This is a genomic window from Sphingobium xenophagum, from assembly GCF_031457465.1.
In the GTDB taxonomy this organism is placed as follows: Bacteria; Pseudomonadota; Alphaproteobacteria; order Sphingomonadales; family Sphingomonadaceae; genus Sphingobium; species Sphingobium xenophagum_A.
In genome coordinates, this window is record NZ_JAVDWV010000005.1 from 68,749 (window position 1) to 85,120 (window position 16,372).

General features: G+C 62.5%; 18 protein-coding genes. 13 read left to right on the forward strand and 5 right to left on the reverse strand.

Annotation, left to right across the window (positions count from 1 at the left end):
• The first annotated feature begins 75 nt into the window (after positions 1–75).
• A complete protein-coding gene (locus J2W40_RS06145; RefSeq protein ID WP_310222726.1) occupies positions 76–1,881 on the forward strand; it encodes a DUF885 domain-containing protein in 1,806 nt (601 codons plus the stop codon).
• Positions 1,882–1,986: 105 nt separating this feature from the next.
• Here J2W40_RS06145 and J2W40_RS06150 read toward each other — a convergent pair whose 3' ends face one another.
• Positions 1,987–3,471, reverse strand: coding sequence for a replicative DNA helicase (locus J2W40_RS06150; protein WP_037476023.1), 1,485 nt, complete (start codon positions 3,469–3,471; stop codon positions 1,987–1,989).
• 114 nt (positions 3,472–3,585) lie between these two features.
• On the opposite strand from J2W40_RS06150, the gene J2W40_RS06155 reads away from it, so the two are divergent.
• The 5 genes from J2W40_RS06155 (at position 3,586) to J2W40_RS06175 (ending at position 6,583) form a co-directional block, all read left to right on the forward strand.
• Positions 3,586–4,068 (forward strand): UPF0262 family protein, encoded by a 483-nt coding sequence (locus J2W40_RS06155; RefSeq protein ID WP_037478539.1) that lies wholly within the window; start codon positions 3,586–3,588, stop codon positions 4,066–4,068.
• 62 nt (positions 4,069–4,130) lie between these two features.
• Positions 4,131–4,766 (forward strand): GH25 family lysozyme, encoded by a 636-nt coding sequence (locus J2W40_RS06160; RefSeq protein ID WP_409050350.1) that lies wholly within the window; start codon positions 4,131–4,133, stop codon positions 4,764–4,766.
• Positions 4,763–5,224, forward strand: a complete 462-nt coding sequence (locus J2W40_RS06165; RefSeq protein WP_310222729.1) for a cytidine deaminase — start codon at positions 4,763–4,765, stop codon at positions 5,222–5,224. Before J2W40_RS06160 ends, J2W40_RS06165 begins: the two co-directional genes overlap by 4 nt.
• Before the next feature lie 9 nt (positions 5,225–5,233).
• Positions 5,234–5,788: a dCTP deaminase gene (gene dcd, locus J2W40_RS06170; protein WP_069066552.1), complete on the forward strand. Its 555-nt coding sequence runs from the start codon at positions 5,234–5,236 to the stop codon at positions 5,786–5,788.
• A gap of 21 nt (positions 5,789–5,809) precedes the next feature.
• Positions 5,810–6,583, forward strand: a complete 774-nt coding sequence (locus tag J2W40_RS06175) for a metallophosphoesterase (protein ID WP_310222731.1) — start codon at positions 5,810–5,812, stop codon at positions 6,581–6,583.
• Positions 6,584–6,668: 85 nt separating this feature from the next.
• Here the strand turns inward: J2W40_RS06175 and ctrA are convergent, their stop codons facing one another.
• A complete protein-coding gene (ctrA, locus tag J2W40_RS06180) occupies positions 6,669–7,376 on the reverse strand; it encodes a response regulator transcription factor CtrA (RefSeq protein WP_310222733.1) in 708 nt (235 codons plus the stop codon).
• A gap of 208 nt (positions 7,377–7,584) precedes the next feature.
• The gene (locus J2W40_RS06185; RefSeq protein ID WP_310222735.1) at positions 7,585–8,478 is read right to left on the reverse strand and encodes a LysR family transcriptional regulator; all 894 of its coding nucleotides are present in this window, start codon (positions 8,476–8,478) and stop codon (positions 7,585–7,587) included.
• A gap of 137 nt (positions 8,479–8,615) precedes the next feature.
• Here J2W40_RS06185 and J2W40_RS06190 point away from each other — a divergent pair, with 137 nt between their 5' ends.
• A complete protein-coding gene (locus J2W40_RS06190) occupies positions 8,616–9,335 on the forward strand; it encodes a pirin family protein (protein WP_037476012.1) in 720 nt (239 codons plus the stop codon).
• Between the two features lie 114 nt (positions 9,336–9,449).
• On the forward strand, positions 9,450–10,049 hold the full coding sequence (gene wrbA, locus J2W40_RS06195; RefSeq protein WP_310222738.1) for an NAD(P)H:quinone oxidoreductase: 600 nt from the start codon (positions 9,450–9,452) through the stop codon (positions 10,047–10,049).
• A gap of 116 nt (positions 10,050–10,165) precedes the next feature.
• Here wrbA and J2W40_RS06200 read toward each other — a convergent pair whose 3' ends face one another.
• The gene (locus J2W40_RS06200) at positions 10,166–11,137 is read right to left on the reverse strand and encodes an acyltransferase family protein (protein WP_310222740.1); all 972 of its coding nucleotides are present in this window, start codon (positions 11,135–11,137) and stop codon (positions 10,166–10,168) included.
• A gap of 73 nt (positions 11,138–11,210) precedes the next feature.
• Between J2W40_RS06200 and J2W40_RS06205 the strand changes: the two genes are divergently transcribed.
• From J2W40_RS06205 to J2W40_RS06225, 5 genes are all read left to right on the forward strand, one after another.
• A complete protein-coding gene (locus J2W40_RS06205; protein WP_310222743.1) occupies positions 11,211–11,888 on the forward strand; it encodes an RluA family pseudouridine synthase in 678 nt (225 codons plus the stop codon).
• Entirely contained in the window at positions 11,875–12,279 is a 405-nt protein-coding gene (gene arfB, locus J2W40_RS06210; protein ID WP_310222745.1) for an alternative ribosome rescue aminoacyl-tRNA hydrolase ArfB, read from the forward strand. The genes J2W40_RS06205 and arfB overlap by 14 nt, the downstream gene beginning before the upstream one ends.
• A 104-nt stretch (positions 12,280–12,383) precedes the next feature.
• The gene (locus tag J2W40_RS06215) at positions 12,384–13,595 is read left to right on the forward strand and encodes a glycosyltransferase family 87 protein (RefSeq protein WP_310222747.1); all 1,212 of its coding nucleotides are present in this window, start codon (positions 12,384–12,386) and stop codon (positions 13,593–13,595) included.
• Positions 13,596–13,638: 43 nt separating this feature from the next.
• Positions 13,639–14,124: a GAF domain-containing protein gene (locus J2W40_RS06220; protein ID WP_310222749.1), complete on the forward strand. Its 486-nt coding sequence runs from the start codon at positions 13,639–13,641 to the stop codon at positions 14,122–14,124.
• A gap of 164 nt (positions 14,125–14,288) precedes the next feature.
• The gene (locus J2W40_RS06225) at positions 14,289–15,353 is read left to right on the forward strand and encodes an RcnB family protein (protein ID WP_310222751.1); all 1,065 of its coding nucleotides are present in this window, start codon (positions 14,289–14,291) and stop codon (positions 15,351–15,353) included.
• Positions 15,354–15,431: 78 nt separating this feature from the next.
• Here J2W40_RS06225 and J2W40_RS06230 read toward each other — a convergent pair whose 3' ends face one another.
• Positions 15,432–16,265: an arginyltransferase gene (locus J2W40_RS06230; RefSeq protein WP_310222752.1), complete on the reverse strand. Its 834-nt coding sequence runs from the start codon at positions 16,263–16,265 to the stop codon at positions 15,432–15,434.
• Positions 16,266–16,372: the final 107 nt, after the last annotated feature.

Sequence of the window (16,372 nt, forward strand, 5' to 3'; positions counted from 1 at the left end):
ACATTGTTACAAGGGACTAGACGAGGCGGCGGAGCGGGGTAAGACAGGCAGGCAAGACATAAGGGAGTCATCGCCATGGATCGCCGCCTGTTTCTCTCCTCCGCCGGGGCAATCGCCCTCGCCGCCTCCGCCCCGCGCGCGCTGGCGCAGATGGCGGGCAATGACGATGCGCGGCTGTCCGCCGCCTTCGCCGCCATTTTCGAGAAGCAGCTCGATGTGTCGCCCGGCATGGTCACCAGCCTTGGTCTGGACAAGGGCGCGCGCGCCGGGGCCAAGAGCCAGTTGGACGACAATAGCAAGTCGGCGATGATGAAGCGGCTGAGCATGACGCAGGCGGCGATCAAGGAGTTGGAAAGCTTCCAATCGGCCAGCCTGTCCGATCTGCAGCGGCTCAATCTGGAGGTTGTCCTCTATTCGTTGGGGCAGCAGACGGTCGCGCCTGCGACCTTTGGCCTCAACAGCGCGGTGCGTCCCTATCGCATCTTCCAGCAGGGCGGCAGTTACTTCTCCACCCCGGATTTTCTGAACACGGCGCATACCATCAACAATGTAGCCGATGCGGATGCCTATATCGCCCGGCTCAATGCCTTTGCCCGCAACCTGCGGACTGACACGGCCGTCCAGCGGGACGAAGCGGCGCGCGGCTATCTTGCGCCCGGCTGGTCGCTTGACCTGACGTTGGCGCAGATGCGCAAGCTGCGCGATCAGCCCGCCGCGTCCAGTTCGATCGTGGAATCGCTGGTCAAGCGGGCTGCGGCCAAAAATGTGACGGGCGATTGGCAAGGCCAGGCGACAGCCGTTGTCGAGAAGGCGATCTATCCCGCGCTCGATGAGCAGATTGCGGCGATCGAGGCGCTGCGGGGCAGTACGGCTGCGGGCGATGGCATATGGCGCGCGCCGCGCGGCGACGAAATCTATGCCGCCGCACTCAAGAGCGCGACGACGACCGACATGAGCGCCGACGAGATTCACGCGATGGGCGTGGAGCAGGTCGCGGAAATCAGCGGACAGCTCGATACGATTCTCAAAGCCGCGGGCTATAGCAAGGGCACGATCGGCGAACGGCTGGCGGCGCTCAATGCCGAGCCGTCGCAGCTTTATCCCGACACGGCGCAGGGCCGCAGCGACCTGATCGCCGCGCTCAACGCCGAAGCCAAGCTGATGCAGGCGAAATTGCCGCAGGCGTTCGCCACCATTCCCGACACGCCGCTGGAAATCCGCGCGGTGCCGGTCGAGATTCAGGATGGCGCATCGAACGGCTATTATAATCGCGCGGCGCTCGACGGGTCGCGGCCCGCGATCTTCTTCATCAACCTGAAAGCGATTGGCGATTGGCCCAAATATACGCTGCCCGCGCTCAACTATCATGAAGGCGTGCCGGGGCATCATCTGCAGATTTCGACCGCGCAGACCGCCGGCGACATTCCGATGCTGCGCAAGACTGCGTTCATGAGCGCCTATAGCGAAGGCTGGGCGCTTTATGCCGAGCAGCTATCCGACGAGTTGAAGGGCTATGCGACGCCGCTCGACCGGGCGGGCTATCTGCAATCCTTCCTGTTCCGCGCGGCGCGGCTGGTGGTGGATACGGGCATCCATTCGAAGCGGTGGAGCCGTGAACAGGCGACTGCCTATATGGTGGAAAAGACGGGCTTTACTCCTGCCCGCTGCCAGCGCGAGGTGGAACGCTATTGCACCCAGCCGGGACAGGCGACCAGCTATAAGGTCGGCCATGGCGTGTGGACCAAGGCGCGTGCGGCGGCGCAGGCGGCGATGGGCGAGCGCTTTGATATCAAGCAGTTCCACGCCATTCTTGAGGAAGGCGCGATGCCGCTGTCGATGCTGGAGAAGCGCGTGGCCGCACGGGCGAAGATGGGCGTTTAAAAATACCGTTCGGGCTGAGCCTGTCGAAGCCCCATCCTTCTTCTCAAGAAGGACGGCCCTTCGACAAGCTCAGGGCGAACGGCTCAAAGACGTTCGACGGGCCGCTTATTCATATTCGAGATCCTGATAGCCATCCTCGGCGATGTCGGAGAAGCGGGTGATGCGGGCGTCGAATTTCATGCGGATGCGGCCGGTGGAACCGTGGCGCTGTTTGGCGACGATCAGTTCGGCGAGGCCGTAAATTTGCTCCATCTGCTGCGCCCATTCGGTATGTTCGGCGCTTTCCTTGTTCCCCGGTTCCTTGGCGGCGATGTAATAATCTTCGCGGAACACGAACCAGACCATGTCGGCGTCCTGCTCGATGGAGCCGGATTCGCGCAGATCGGAGAGCTGGGGTCGCTTGTCCTCGCGCTGTTCGACGGCGCGGCTGAGCTGTGACAGGGCGAGCACCGGGACATGCAGCTCCTTCGCCAAGGTCTTGAGGCCGCGCGAGATTTCCGAAATCTCGTTCACACGATTCTCGTTGCCGCGGCCGCTGCCCTGGAGCAGTTGGAGATAGTCGACGACGATGAAGCCGACGTCGTGGCGGCGCTTCAGGCGGCGGGCGCGGGTGCGCAGTGCGGCGATGGTGAGGCCCGGCGTATCGTCGATGAACAGCGGCAGTTCCTGCAGCTCGCGGGCGGCGCGGGAGAGATTCTGGAAGTCGGCGCGGCTGATCTTGCCCATGCGCAGCGCTTCGCCGCTGATCCCCGATTGTTCAGCCAGCACGCGGGTCGCGAGCTGATCGGCGGACATTTCGAGGCTGAAGAAGGCGGTCTTGGCCCCCATATTTTTTTCGGGTGGAATGCCATCGGCATTATCGCGCAGCCAGCGCGAGGCGGCATTATAGGCGATGTTGGTGGCAAGCGAGGTCTTGCCCATGCCCGGACGCCCGGCGAGGATCATGAGATCCGAATTGTGGAGGCCACCGATCTTGGCGTTGAGGCTGTTGATGCCGGTGGTGATGCCCGACACATGGCCGCCGCTGTTGAGCGCGCGTTCGGCGACCTGCACGGCGGCGGTGGAAGCGGACAGGAAGCTCTTGACCGAGCCGCTTTCGCCTTCGCCCTCCGAAACCTTGTAGAGCGCGACTTCGGCCGCTTCGATCTGCTCGCGGGGATTGACGTCTTCGCTAGTATCCAGCGCATTTTCAACCAGTTCGCGGCCGACACTGACAAGCTGCCGCAACAAGGCAAGGTCGTAAATCTGCGCCGCGAAGTCGCGCGCGCCGATGAGCGCCGCGCCATTGCCGGTCAATTGCGCGAGATAGGCCGCGCCGCCCAGTTCCTTGAGCGCCGGGTCTTGATCGAGCATCGGCTTCAAGGTCACTGGGTTGGCGATCATGTCGCGATCGAGCAATTTCATGATCGCGTCATAGATGCGGCCATGGAGCGGCTCGAAGAAATGCTCCGCCTTGATCTTGATCTGGACATCCTCGGCAATGCGATTGTCGATCATCAGCGCGCCCAGCAGCGCGGCTTCGGCTTCGACATTGCGCGGCAGTTCGGTGCCACCAGCTTCGGCGGCAGTGATTTTCAATAGTTCGACCATGGGCCTCTCATCCTCCGGTCGCGCGCGTCGCGCAAGGGCTGGCGCGCAATCCATCTGTGGATAAGTCCCGCTTGCTTTTCGGCGCGTGTCGCCGCACTGACTATGCCCTTCACCATGGCCGATCCGCGCATCATAGACATCAAGCTCGACGAGCGCACGATCCTGTGGCGCAATGCCGATGTCGAGCAGGAACGGCGGATCGCGATCTTCGATCTGCTGGAGGATAATCATTTCGCGCCCCAGCGGGTCCATGCGGACGGCTATATGGGGCCGTATAAGGTGGTGCTGCGCGTCGAGGACGGGCGGCTGGTGATCGAGATCAACCGCGAGGATGACAGCGCGCTTGAAGCGATCATCCTGGGGCTGGGGCGGTTCCGGCGGCCAATCCGCGAATATTTCGCGATCTGCGACAGCTATTATCAGGCGATCAGCAATGCGTCGCCGCAGCAGATCGAGACGGTCGACATGGCGCGGCGCGGCATCCACAATGATGCGGCGGAGATGCTGATCGAACGGCTGGAGGGCAAGATCGCGGTCGATTTCGATACGGCGAGGCGGCTGTTCACGCTGATCTGCGTGCTGCATATCAAGGGGTAGGGACGATCGGGCGACTGACTTTGGGGGGGCTGCTGGTCCGCATTGGCGCGGGGCTGGCGATCATGGCGGTGACGGCGCTGGCGCTGTGGCTCTATGCGCGCAGTTGGGCGCCCGCGCGGGACCAATATCCGGTGCAGGGCGTCACGATCAGCGCTGACAATGGCGTTGTGGAATGGGGCACGTTGGCGGCGCAGGGGGCCGACTTCGCCTATATCCGCGCGGCCAGGGGTGCGGCCGGGCGCGATCCCGCGTTCGCGGCGAACTGGCGCGCGGCGCGGACGGCGGGGCTGCGCTATGGCGCGATGCTCGACTATAGCCTGTGTCGGCTGGCAAGCGATCAGGCGACCCGCTTCGTGACGACGGTGCCGCGCGACAATGCCGCCCTGCCCCCGGTGATCCGGCTGGCGTTCGACCCCGGTTGCACCGCGCGGCCGGGGCGTGACCTGCTGCTGTCGGAACTCAATACCCTAGTCAATCTGATCGAAAGCCATGCGGGCAAGACGGTGTTGCTCAACGTCACCGAGGATTTCGACAAGCTGTATGACGTGGGTTCGGGGATCAACCGCACGCTCTGGCTCGACGGCAATTTCTTTCCGCCCGATTATGCGACGCGGCCCTGGGTGATGTGGACAGCCAGCGACATGCGGCATATCGACGGCGTCGACGGGCCGGTGAGATGGGATGTGGTGGCGCCATGAGCGAGACGGAAGATCCGGTGGCGCTGCTGATCGCCGCCGCGCGCGGGGCGATGGCCCATGCCCATGCGCCCTATAGCCGCTTTGCGGTCGGAGCGGCGGTGCGATTGACCGATGGCAGCATCGTGACCGGCTGCAATTTCGAAAATGCAAGCTATGGCCTGTCGCTCTGTGCGGAGACGGTGGCGCTAGCGACCGTCAATGCGCAGGGTCGCTTTGCCGATGTCGCCGCGATCGCCGTGGTCGGCGGCGCGATGGACGCGGCGGAGGAAGCGTTGGTCACGCCCTGCGGCCGGTGCCGTCAGGTGATGAACGAGGCCGAACAGATGGCCGGCCGTGCCATCGCCATCTATTGCGCCACACCATCGGGCAGCCGTGTCACCGAGCATCGCATCGCCGATCTTCTTCCCCACGCCTTCGGCCCCGCCGATCTGGGCATCACCCCCATCAGGAAAAGCTAAAACAGCATCATGGCCATTCTTTCCGACAAATGGATCCGCGACAAAGCCCTTTCGACCGGCATGATCGAGCCGTTCGTGGAGAGCCAGAAGCGTGACGGCTGCATCAGTTACGGCCTGTCCTCCTATGGCTATGATGCGCGGGTGGCGGACGAGTTCAAGATCTTCACCAATATCGACAGCACCATCGTAGACCCCAAAAATTTCGACACCAACAGCTTCGTCGATCGCAAGACCGACTGCTGCATCATTCCGCCCAACAGCTTCGCGCTGGCGCGGACGGTCGAATATTTCCGGGTGCCGCGCGACGTGCTGGTGATCTGCCTCGGCAAATCCACCTATGCGCGGTGCGGGATCATCGTGAATGTCACCCCGCTGGAGCCGGGCTGGGAGGGACATGTGACGCTGGAATTTTCCAACACCACCCCCCTGCCCGCCAAAATCTACGCCAATGAAGGCGCGTGCCAGTTCCTGTTCCTTCAAGGCAATGAGCCGTGCGAGGTCAGCTATGCCGACCGGGCGGGCAAATATATGGGGCAGCAGGGCGTGACATTGCCCAAGCTGTAACGCTGTGCGAGACGTGGCGTGATGAGTTGGTGGCGCAGATGGTTAGGGTGCAGGCTTGCGCCAGCGGCGGGACGGACGCCCAGCGTGGGCGCGGACCGCCGTGTCTATGCGATCGGTGATGTGCATGGCCGGATGGACCTGCTCGACATGCTGCTCGACATGATCGCGCAGGACGATGCGAGCCGTGGGGCCGCGCAACTGACCCTCATCTTTCTGGGCGACCTGATGGACCGGGGCGGCGACTCGCGCGCGGTGATCGAGCGCGTCATGGCGCTGATCGGATCAGGCGGCGACGTACGCTGCCTGCAGGGCAATCATGAGGAACTGTTCATCGCCGCAGCGCGTGGTGACATAAGGGTGATGCCGACATTCCGGCGCATGGGGGCTGAGCAGACGCTGGAAAGCTATGGCCTTGGTCCTGGTCGATTTCCGGTGATGAGCGATGCGGAGATCATCGCGTGGATGCTGCATCATGTACCGCGCGCGCATGTCGATTTTCTCGATGCGCTGCCCGACTGGACCGAAGTGGGCGATTATCTGTTTATCCATGCCGGTATCCGCCCCGGCGTCGCGATCGAGGCGCAGAAATCGTCCGACCTGCGCTGGATACGCCGCGATTTCCTGAACCATGACGCGCCGCATTCGCATATGATCGTGCATGGCCACAGCATCACGCCGGAGGTGGACGAACGGAACAACCGGATCGGCATTGACACCGGTGCCTATCGCAGCGGGCGGCTCACGGCATTGGGATTGCAAGGCACGGCGCGTTGGACATTGCAGACGACGGTATGATCCGTCCTGCTAAGCGGATGCGAAAAAGACCGGCAACCCAAAGAATTGCCGGTCTTTTTCATGAGCAGGTGGATGGCGTGAAGCGTCAGGCGACCTTGGCTTCTTCTTCGACCACTTCGTCCGGGTCGCGCAGCACATAGCCGCGGCCCCAGACCGTCTCGATATAATTATCGCCACTGCAGGCCAGCGCCAGCTTCTTGCGCAGCTTGCAGATGAAGACGTCGATGATCTTGAGTTCCGGTTCGTCCATCCCGCCATAGAGATGGTTGAGGAACATTTCCTTGGTGAGCGTCGTGCCCTTGCGGAGCGACAGCAACTCCAGCATCGCATATTCCTTGCCGGTCAGATGGACGCGGTTGCCGTCCACTTCGACCGTCTTGGCGTCGAGATTGACCGACAGCTTGCCGGTGCGGATGACCGATTGCGAATGGCCCTTCGACCGGCGCACTACGGCGTGGATACGCGCGATCAGTTCTTCGCGATGGAACGGCTTGGTCACATAATCATCGGCCCCGAAGCCGAAGGAGCGGACCTTGCTGTCCATTTCGGCAATGCCCGACAGGATCAGAACCGGCGTCTGCACCTTGGCAGCCCGCAGCTTCTTCAGTACGTCATAGCCGTGCATGTCAGGCAGGTTCAGATCCAGACAGATGATGTCGTAATCATAGAGCTTGCCCAGATCGAGGCCTTCTTCGCCCAAATCGGTGGTATACACGTTGAAACCTTCGGTCGTGAGCATAAGCTCGATCGCCTTGGCCGTGGTCGGTTCGTCCTCAATCAGCAGCACGCGCATGTGAAGCCCCTTTGCGTCGCAGGTCCGTTCACCCCACCAGAACGGCTACTGCTCCAATTCATTAACCAAAAAACTTCTGAACGACAAAGGTTAATTTTTGGCTAACCGGCAGAAATCCACGAGTGGCGGAAATACGAATCCGTTTACAAAGAGTTGAAGCCGAAACGACCGGCCGCGAGTCAAGATATAACCGTGCGCGAAACGAGGTTCAGCAGGCGTGGTGCCGGGTGATGAAATCCAGCAACGCCTCTACCCGTGCGGGCCGCAGCCGCGATGGCGGCGTGACCAGGTGCAGCCCGAAGGGTGCCGGGCGCCAATCCACCAATATTTCCTCCAACTCGCCTGCTGCCAGCGCGTCGCCGACGATGAAGTCGGGAAGTCGGGCAATGCCCACCCCCAGCCGCAACGCAGGCAGCATCGCTTCGCCACTATTGACGGTGATGCGCGAGCGGACCTGCACTGCGACATTCTGATGCCCAGGGCCAGCGAAGCGCCATATGTCGGGCGTCGTCACGTTGGAATAGCAGAGGCAGTCATGCTCCCCCAGGTCCGAGGGATGCTGGGGCCGCCCCCGCGCATCCAGATACGCGCGCGACGCGACCAGATGCAGCGTCACGTCCGCCAGGCGTCGTGCCCGCAGAGAGCTGTCGGGCATGTCGGCGATACGAATCGTGGCATCCAGCCCCATCTCGACAATGTCGATATGCGCGTCCGACAAGTGCAGGTCGACATCGACCAGTGGATGGGTCTTGGTAAATTCCGCAACCAGCGGCGCGATGCGGAGCAGGCCGAAGGTCATCGGCGCGCCCAGCCGCACGACGCCCGACAACTCGGCCGTTTCGTCGCGGGCTGCTTCCTCAGCGGCATAGCCTTCCGCCATGATGCGTTGGGCATGATCGGCGAGGCGCTTGCCGCTTTCGGTCAGCGCCAGGCGACGGCTGGTACGATTGAACAGGCTGGTGTCGAGATGCTCCTCCAGCCGCGTTACAGCCTTGGACACGGTGGCCTTGGATACGCTGAGCGCCTTGGCCGCGTCAGTGAAGCTGCGATGTTCCACCACGGCGGCGAACATCGCCCAGGCCTCAAAATCCGGTAATCGCATAGGGAAACAATCCGTTTCGATGCTGCTTGTTTCAGAAACGATACTGATGACTAGATTGGCGGAAAGCAAGCCGGAACCTCCGGCGCTTGGTCAAAAGGCACCCGAACTATTGAGTTCGAAACCGAAAGGCAGAGCATATGAACACGACCACAGCGAGCCGCATCGAGCGCCGCCCCTTCGCCTCACTCGGCCATGCCAATCATGGCTGGCTGAACGCGCGCCATCATTTTTCCTTCGCCGATTATCATGACGAGGACCGCATGCATTGGGGTGCGATCCGGGTGTGGAACGACGATGAGATCGGCCCGCGTTCGGGCTTTCCGCCCCATCCCCATGCCGACATGGAGATCATCACCTATGTCCGCACCGGCGCGATCACGCATCAGGACAGCCTGGGCAACAAAGGTCGCACCGAGGCTGGCGATGTTCAGGTGATGTCGGCGGGCACGGGCATCCGCCATGCCGAATATAATCTGGAGGATGAGACGACCACCCTCTTCCAGATCTGGGTCATTCCCCGCGCACGGGGCGGCAGCCCAAGCTGGGGGGCAAAGCCCTTCCCGCGTGGCGATCGGTCGGGCAAGCTGGTCGTGCTGGCCAGTGGCTATGACGAGGACAAGGAAGCGCTGCGCATCCGCGCCGACGCCCGCTTGCTGGGTGGGACGATCAAGGCCGGAACGAGCGTGACCTATGACAGCGCAGAAGGCCGTCACCTCTATCTGGTTCCGGCGACAGGTCGGATCGAGATTGACGGACAGACGTTCGAAGCACGGGACGGCGCGGCCATCATCGGCGGTCAGCCCATCACCATCACGGCCCATGAGGACGCCGAAATCGTCCTGGTGGATAGCCTGTAGCTTTGGTCGATCCGTCCATCCCCTCCCCGGACGGATCGGCTCGCCGCCCGCGCATCTCCCCTCCCCCTCGCGCGGGTGGCACCCCTTTCAATCCCTTCAATAAGGAGACGCATCATGGCTAAGGTTCTGGTTCTCTATTATTCTTCCTACGGTCATATCGAAACGATGGCGAAGGCCATGGCCGAGGGCGCAGCCGCCGCTGGCGCGCAGGTCGATATCAAGCGCGTGCCCGAAACCGCGCCCTTGGAAGTGGCTAAAAATGCGCATTTCAAGCTGGATCAGGACGCGCCGATCGCGACCGTTGCCGAACTGGCCGATTATGACGCGATCATCATCGGCACCGGCACACGCTTCGGCCGCATGTCCAGCCAGATGGCGGCGTTCCTTGACCAAGCCGGTGGCCTGTGGGCGCGCGGTGCGCTCAATGGCAAGGTCGGTGGTGCCTTCACCTCGACCGCAAGTCAGCATGGCGGGCAGGAAACGACGCTGTTTTCGATCATCACCAACCTGCTCCATTTCGGCATGACCATCGTCGGTTTGGACTATGGGTTCCAGGGCCAGATGGGCGTGGACAAGGTGCGCGGCGGATCGCCCTATGGCGCGACGACGCTGGCCGATGGCGACGGCAGTCGCCAGCCGAGCGAGGAAGAACTGGACGGCGCGCGCTATCAGGGCCGTCGCATCGCGGAAACCGCGATTAAGTTGCACGGCTGATCGCCGACCGCGCCGTCTAGAGGTGTGGACTGCCGAGACTTTGTGTCGCACGAAGATTACGGCACGCCGCAGGGGTCGATGCACCGGGACTGGGCATCGGCCCCTTTCGCGTTCTGCTATAGCAGCCAGCGGGTTGCGCGTGGGGACAGGCGGATGAGCCGGTCGAGCGCGAAGGGGCCGAGCAGGGCAAGAGCGAGCAAAGCGCCTTTTCCGAGATAGGGCGAGAGATAGTGGATGATGGCGACGTGCAGGTACATGATCGTCAGCGAGGCCCGCCCGATGATCGCCACCGGCCCGGCGACAGGCGCGACCTGCGCGGATAGGCGAAACAGCAGCAGGGAAGTCGCGACGCCTGCACCGATGGATAGTAATGGCCAACCATAATCGGCAGCCTTCATGTTCAGCGTGGGAAAGAGGCCTACCAGCCCTGCGAGCGTGAACAATGCCAGCGGGAGCACCATCCACCATTGCCAATCCATGCGCGACCATGCCGCCCCGATCCATAGCAGAAGGAGCGCCATCGGCACGGTAATCATGCCCAGCGGCGAATACTGCGTCCATTGGCCCAGGCCATAAGCGACCGCCAGGAGCGGTGGCACGAACAACGCCCAGCGCCGGTCGAGCGGATCAGGCCAGCGGCACAGCAGGATATTGAAGATTATTCGGGCCATCATCAGACAGGGTACGAACCAGAAGATCGTATAAGGCCCCCGCAACCAAGTCCCGCCGAGCAGGATGAGCAGGAGGTCTTGCGGCCATTGGTGGAAGATCGGCCGATTGCCCTTGAGCGGCTCGATGAGTTGGTCCGCGATGACCAGCAGGGTCAGAAAGGCAAGATAGGGTCGCATCTGGCCGATAATCTGGCGCATCGTGAAGCGCCCGATGGGCTGCGGGCGCGAGAGCATGCCCGATAGCAGGAAGAAGAGCGGCATATGAAAACTGTACATGGCGTCGCGCAAAGGGCCGCGCGTCCACACATGACCGACCACGACGGCGATGATGCCGATGCCGCGTGCGACATCCACCCAGTCCAGCCGACCCGGCGACGGTGTCGCTGCACCCCCGCTATTTTCCCCACTATGTTCCATCGGCCCCACCGCCTATAGGAAGCGACGCGCGCGTCAATTCCACACCCCTTGCTGCCCCGATCGGATCCTTCTTTTGTCCCTGCTTACCGACCATGTTTTGTTCATCGATGGCGAAGCCCTCATTCTCGACAAGCCCGCCGGGCTGCCGGTCGATGCGCCGCGTGACGGGTCGATCGCGCTGGAAAATCATCTTCAATCGCTGACCTTCGGTTTCCAGCGTTGGCCGCTGCCGGTCCACCGGCTCGACCGTGACACCAGCGGCTGCCTGCTGCTGGCGCGCAATCCCAAGGCGCACAAGCGCTTCGCTCAAGCGTTCGAGGCTGGCACCGTCGCCAAACGCTATGTCGCGGTGATCGAGGGCGTGCCGACGGAGGACAGCGGCCTGATCGAATTGTCGCTCAAGAAGGTCAGCACCGCCGAGGAAGGCTGGCGCATGATCCCGGCCAAGGCGGGCAAGGTCGCCATCACCGAGTGGCGCAAGGTCGCGGAAAAGGACGGCCGTTCGCTGATCGCGTTCACACCCCGCACCGGGCGCACCCACCAGATCCGCGTCCATGCGCTGCATGGGCTGGGCTTTTCGATCGTGGGCGACCCTGTCTATGGCGAGGGCGGCGTGCCGATGCTGCTCCACAGCCGGTTTCTGAGCATCGCGCGCGGCGAGAAGCCTGCAGCGGAAGCGACGGCGCCCCTGCCCGCGACCTTTGCCGCGGCCGGTTTCGGCCCGGAGTTGCTGGACGATGCCGGGATTTGAGATTCCCGATGACGCGCTGGAAGAGCGCTTCATCACCGGGGGCGGTCCGGGCGGGCAGAATGTCAACAAGGTCGCAACGACGGTGCAGTTGCGCGTCGACCTGTTCCGGCTCGGCCTGCCGCCCCATGCCTATCGCAAGATCAGGGAACTGGCCGGATCGCGGCTGACGTCAGGCAATCAGATCGTCATCCAGGCGTCGCGGTTCCGGACGCAGGAAGCCAACCGGCAGGACGCGCGTGAACGGCTGGCCGAGATGATCGCCAAAGCCCACCAGCGCGACGCCCGCCGCATCGCGACCAAGCCCGGCAAAGCCGCCAAGGCGCGGCGGGTCGATTCCAAGAAAGCGCGCAGCACGGTGAAGCAAGGACGTGGCAAGGTGTCGATGGATTGAGCCACGATCAAGAGTCAGAAACAGCCTTAACCAATTAACCATCTTCCCATGTCAAGCGTGGCCGCCAGCGCGATTGCGCCTCGCAAGCCAGACCGAGGATGGACATGCCCCAACCAACGCCCACAACGAGCCTTACGACGCCGCTCAAATGGCTGTTATGGATTGGCGCGATACTGATCGGCGCGTTGCTCTTTTATTATGATTTCCGGCAATTGGACGGGCTGAAACTTACGCAGGCGCGCCTTGTTGTCGGCCGGGACTTTTTCAATGTGTGGAGCGGCGGCAACCTCGCACTCTCAGAGCAACTCGGCAAACTCTATGACTATGAAGCCTATATGCAATGGCAGGCCAGTCTGTTCGGCGCGCTGGACCCCTATAATTACAGCTATCCGCCGCAAAGCCTGTTCCTAGCCATCCCCTTTGCTTCACTGCCTTACGTCACGGCTTTGATCGTCTGGACGCTCGCTGGCACAGCCTTTTTCATCTGGGCCGCCCGCCCCTATATGCCGGAGACTATGTCACCATTGCTGGCAGCGGTCACGCCTGCCGCGATCGTGAATATCTGGATGGGCCATTATGGGTTCGTAGTCGGTGGCCTCTGGCTGCTTTTCTTCAATGCGACAGTCCAAGCCCCCAGACGCAGCGGCATTTTGGCGGGCCTACTGACGATCAAGCCGCATCTGGGGTTGTTCATCGCGCTCACGCTGCTGCACCGCAAGATGATGGGCGCTATCCTGGTGGCAATTGCCGTTACAGCGTCGCTGGTCCTGGCGAGCGGATGGGCTTTCGGCTTCGACCTCTGGCACCAATGGATATTCGAAACGTCTGCATTGCAGACGCGGATCATGACCGCACCGGGAGAGAAATTCTATTATCTGATGATGCCATCGACTTTCATCACGCTACGCAACGCCCCACAACTGGTCGCCATTGCCGGACAAATCTGCGCTGCTGGCCTGGCCCTGTTTCTGGTGTGGAAAGCGCGCGAGGTGGACAATAAAAGCCTGGCTTTCATCACGGCGACGGCAACCGCGATCATTTCACCCTATATCTTCAATTATGATCTGACGGTTGCCAGCCTTGGCTTTGCCATCCTGCTTTATGGCCGCTGGGATGCGTTGAAAGGATGGGAACGGATCATGGTCTGGGTCGCCTTTGCATCACCCCTGCTGGTGATGGTTTGCGCGCCACTCGCCCCGCTCTCGTTGCTGGTCGGGTTGGCCGTGCAGGTGCGTCATGCAATCGGAGCAAAGGATTATGCGGCCATCGGCTTCGTGCCGCCCGCCTGGCGCAAAGCCAGCCGCGTCTTTTCCTGACCGATCAATTGGTGATCGGCGCTGTCTGCCCTATATCGACCCCATGTATGATTTTGCGCCCAGTGATTCCGCCGACAAGGCTGCCCTTTATGCCGACCTGCTGTCCGCCGCCAATGCGTTGACGAAGGATGAGCCGGACGCAGTTGCCAATATGGCCAATGTGTCGGCGCTGCTGTGGCAGTTTTTGCCGGACCTGAACTGGGCTGGTTTCTATCGGCTGGTCGGCGATGAACTGGTGCTGGGGCCGTTTCAGGGCAAGCCCGCCTGCATCCGCATTCCGATGGGACGGGGCGTGTGCGGCGCGGCGGCGGCGACGCGCGAGACGCAGGTGGTGGAGGATGTTCATGCCTTTCCAGGCCATATCGCCTGCGACGCGGCCAGCGCGTCGGAAATCGTCTTGCCGATCGTGCAGGGCAGTCGTCTGATCGGCGTGCTGGACCTCGACAGTCCAAAGGTCGCCCGGTTCGACTCGGAGGATGCCGCCGGTCTGGAAGCGCTGGTCGCGCTGATCAGCGCACGGATTGGTTGACGGGTTAACCGTCTTTTCCCTGTTGCTCGGAGCTTCCGCCCCGTTTCGGGACAGGATTTTGCCGCCCCGCTGATAGATAGCGGCGGATCATCATGCTAAACAGGGCGTTAGCATTTCGATCTGCGCGCGCGCCTTCGCGCGCCGGAAAACAGGGAGCGTTAACCATGCGGATGTCCGGCCTATTCCTTCTGAGCGCAAGCGCCGCACTGGCGGGAGCGGGCAGTCCGGCGCTGGCAGGCACGGGCGCTCCGGCCGCGATGCACCGGCCCGGAACCGCCATGCCAGCCCCCGGCGTCCATGCGCCGCGTCCTGGTGGCCATTGGAACGGCACGCACCGCTGGGGCCAGCGGCATAATGGTCGTTGGCTGGCCGGTTGGCACGCCCCCGGTGGCTGGAACGGCTATCGGCGGCCCGTCTATGGCTATGTCCTGCCGCGCTATTGGGTCAGCCCCACTTATTATATCGCCAATTACGGTGCCTACGGCCTGCCCGCTCCGGCTTATGGCTATGGCTGGTCGCGCTATTATGACGATGCGGTGATGACCGACCGTTATGGCCGGGTCTATGACAGCCGCAGCAATATCGACTGGGGCCGCTATGAGGGCGGCTATGGTCCCGACGACGGCCCTTATGATGACCGCCGCCGCGACAATGGCCTGGGCGGTGCCGCGATCGGTGCGGTGGTCGGCGGAGTCGCGGGCAACCGCATCGCCGGGCGCGGCAATCGCACGGCTGGCACGCTGATCGGCGCGGGCGTGGGTGCCGTCGCCGGCATGGCGATCGACAAGGCGGAGGATGCGCCGCGCCGCAATGCGCCGCCCCCGCCCCGCCGCCCCGGTGCCGCCTATGATTATGGCTATGGCTATGCCGACGACAGCGTCACCAGCAGCAATGAATATGAAGGCCGCTGGACCGGCACTTGGACCACGGAAGATGGTCGCAGCACGACGGGCACTTATGAAGGCCGGTTTGAAGGCAATGTCCGTGGTGCGGGCGTCGATTATGATGCGCCAGCCTATGCCGGTGCGCTGCACTGGTCGCAGGGCGGTGCGCCCATGGGCGGTCAGGGCGGTTATGTTTCGGGCGGCTATTATTATCCCGCGCCTGTCGTCACGACGGTAACGGTGCAGCCCGTCATGACCACGACGACCACGACCAGCTATGTTACCGAAACGGTGCCGGTTCGCCGGACGGTTCGTCGCGCGCGCCGGACCTGCGCCTGCAAATAAGGATTTCGGGGCGGCCTATGCCGCCCCGCCCCCGCATTGCTTGCACGATTGGGCTGCGGGCCATAAGCGCCGGAACGGCTATTTGCGGAAGATGGCTGCCAGTTCGACCGGGAGCGGCGGTTCGTCGCGATGGACGATATTGCGTGCAACAGCGCCGCGAATGGCCTCTACCTGCTCATCGGGATCGAAACGAACCCAGCCGGTGCGGCTGAGTTTTTCGAGCGGGCGGTAGCGGATCTTATATTGCATCCGCTGCGACCCATCGACCCAATAGCCCAGATACACATAGGGCAATCCCGCTGCACTGGCGCGCAGGATATGATCGAGGATGATGAAATTGCCGAGCCCTGGGCGATAATCGAGTTCGGTGTCGAAGAAGCTGTAGATCATCGACAGGCCATCGCCCTGCCGATCGGTCAGGCAGGCCCCGACCAGCTTGCCGACACGCCCGTCAATGCCGGGTTCGCGATATTCGATGATATGGCTGTCTACCGGGGTCTGTTCGACCATGTCGGCAAAGTCCATCTCATCCATCTCGGTCATGCCACCGCCCGGATGCCGGGCGCTTAGATAGCGCTGCAACAGCGCGAACTGTTCCTCGGTGGACCAGGGCTTGCAGGCGGTGACGACCAGGTCGCTGTTGCGGCGGATGAGTTTGCGTTGGGTCGCGTTGGGCTTGAATTCATTGGCGACGACCCGGACCGACACGCAGGCGGTGCAATCTGCACAGCTCGGCCGATAGGCGACATTCTGGCTACGGCGAAAGCCGATGCGGCCCAGAGCGTCATTGAGTTCGGCAGCGTTATCGCCGCTCAGCTCCGTGAAAACCTTCCGCTCGCTCCGTCCCGGCAGATAAGGACAGGGCGAGGGGTTGGTCACGAAAAAGCGGGGGAAACGAAAAGGTGCGGTCACGCGCCTCTGTCCTGTTCATCGCTGTGCCGTAGATGGGTCATGTACAGACTATGCCGACCCCATGCGCGCGTGAAAAGGGCGTTTACCACGAAATATTAACAAAAGGT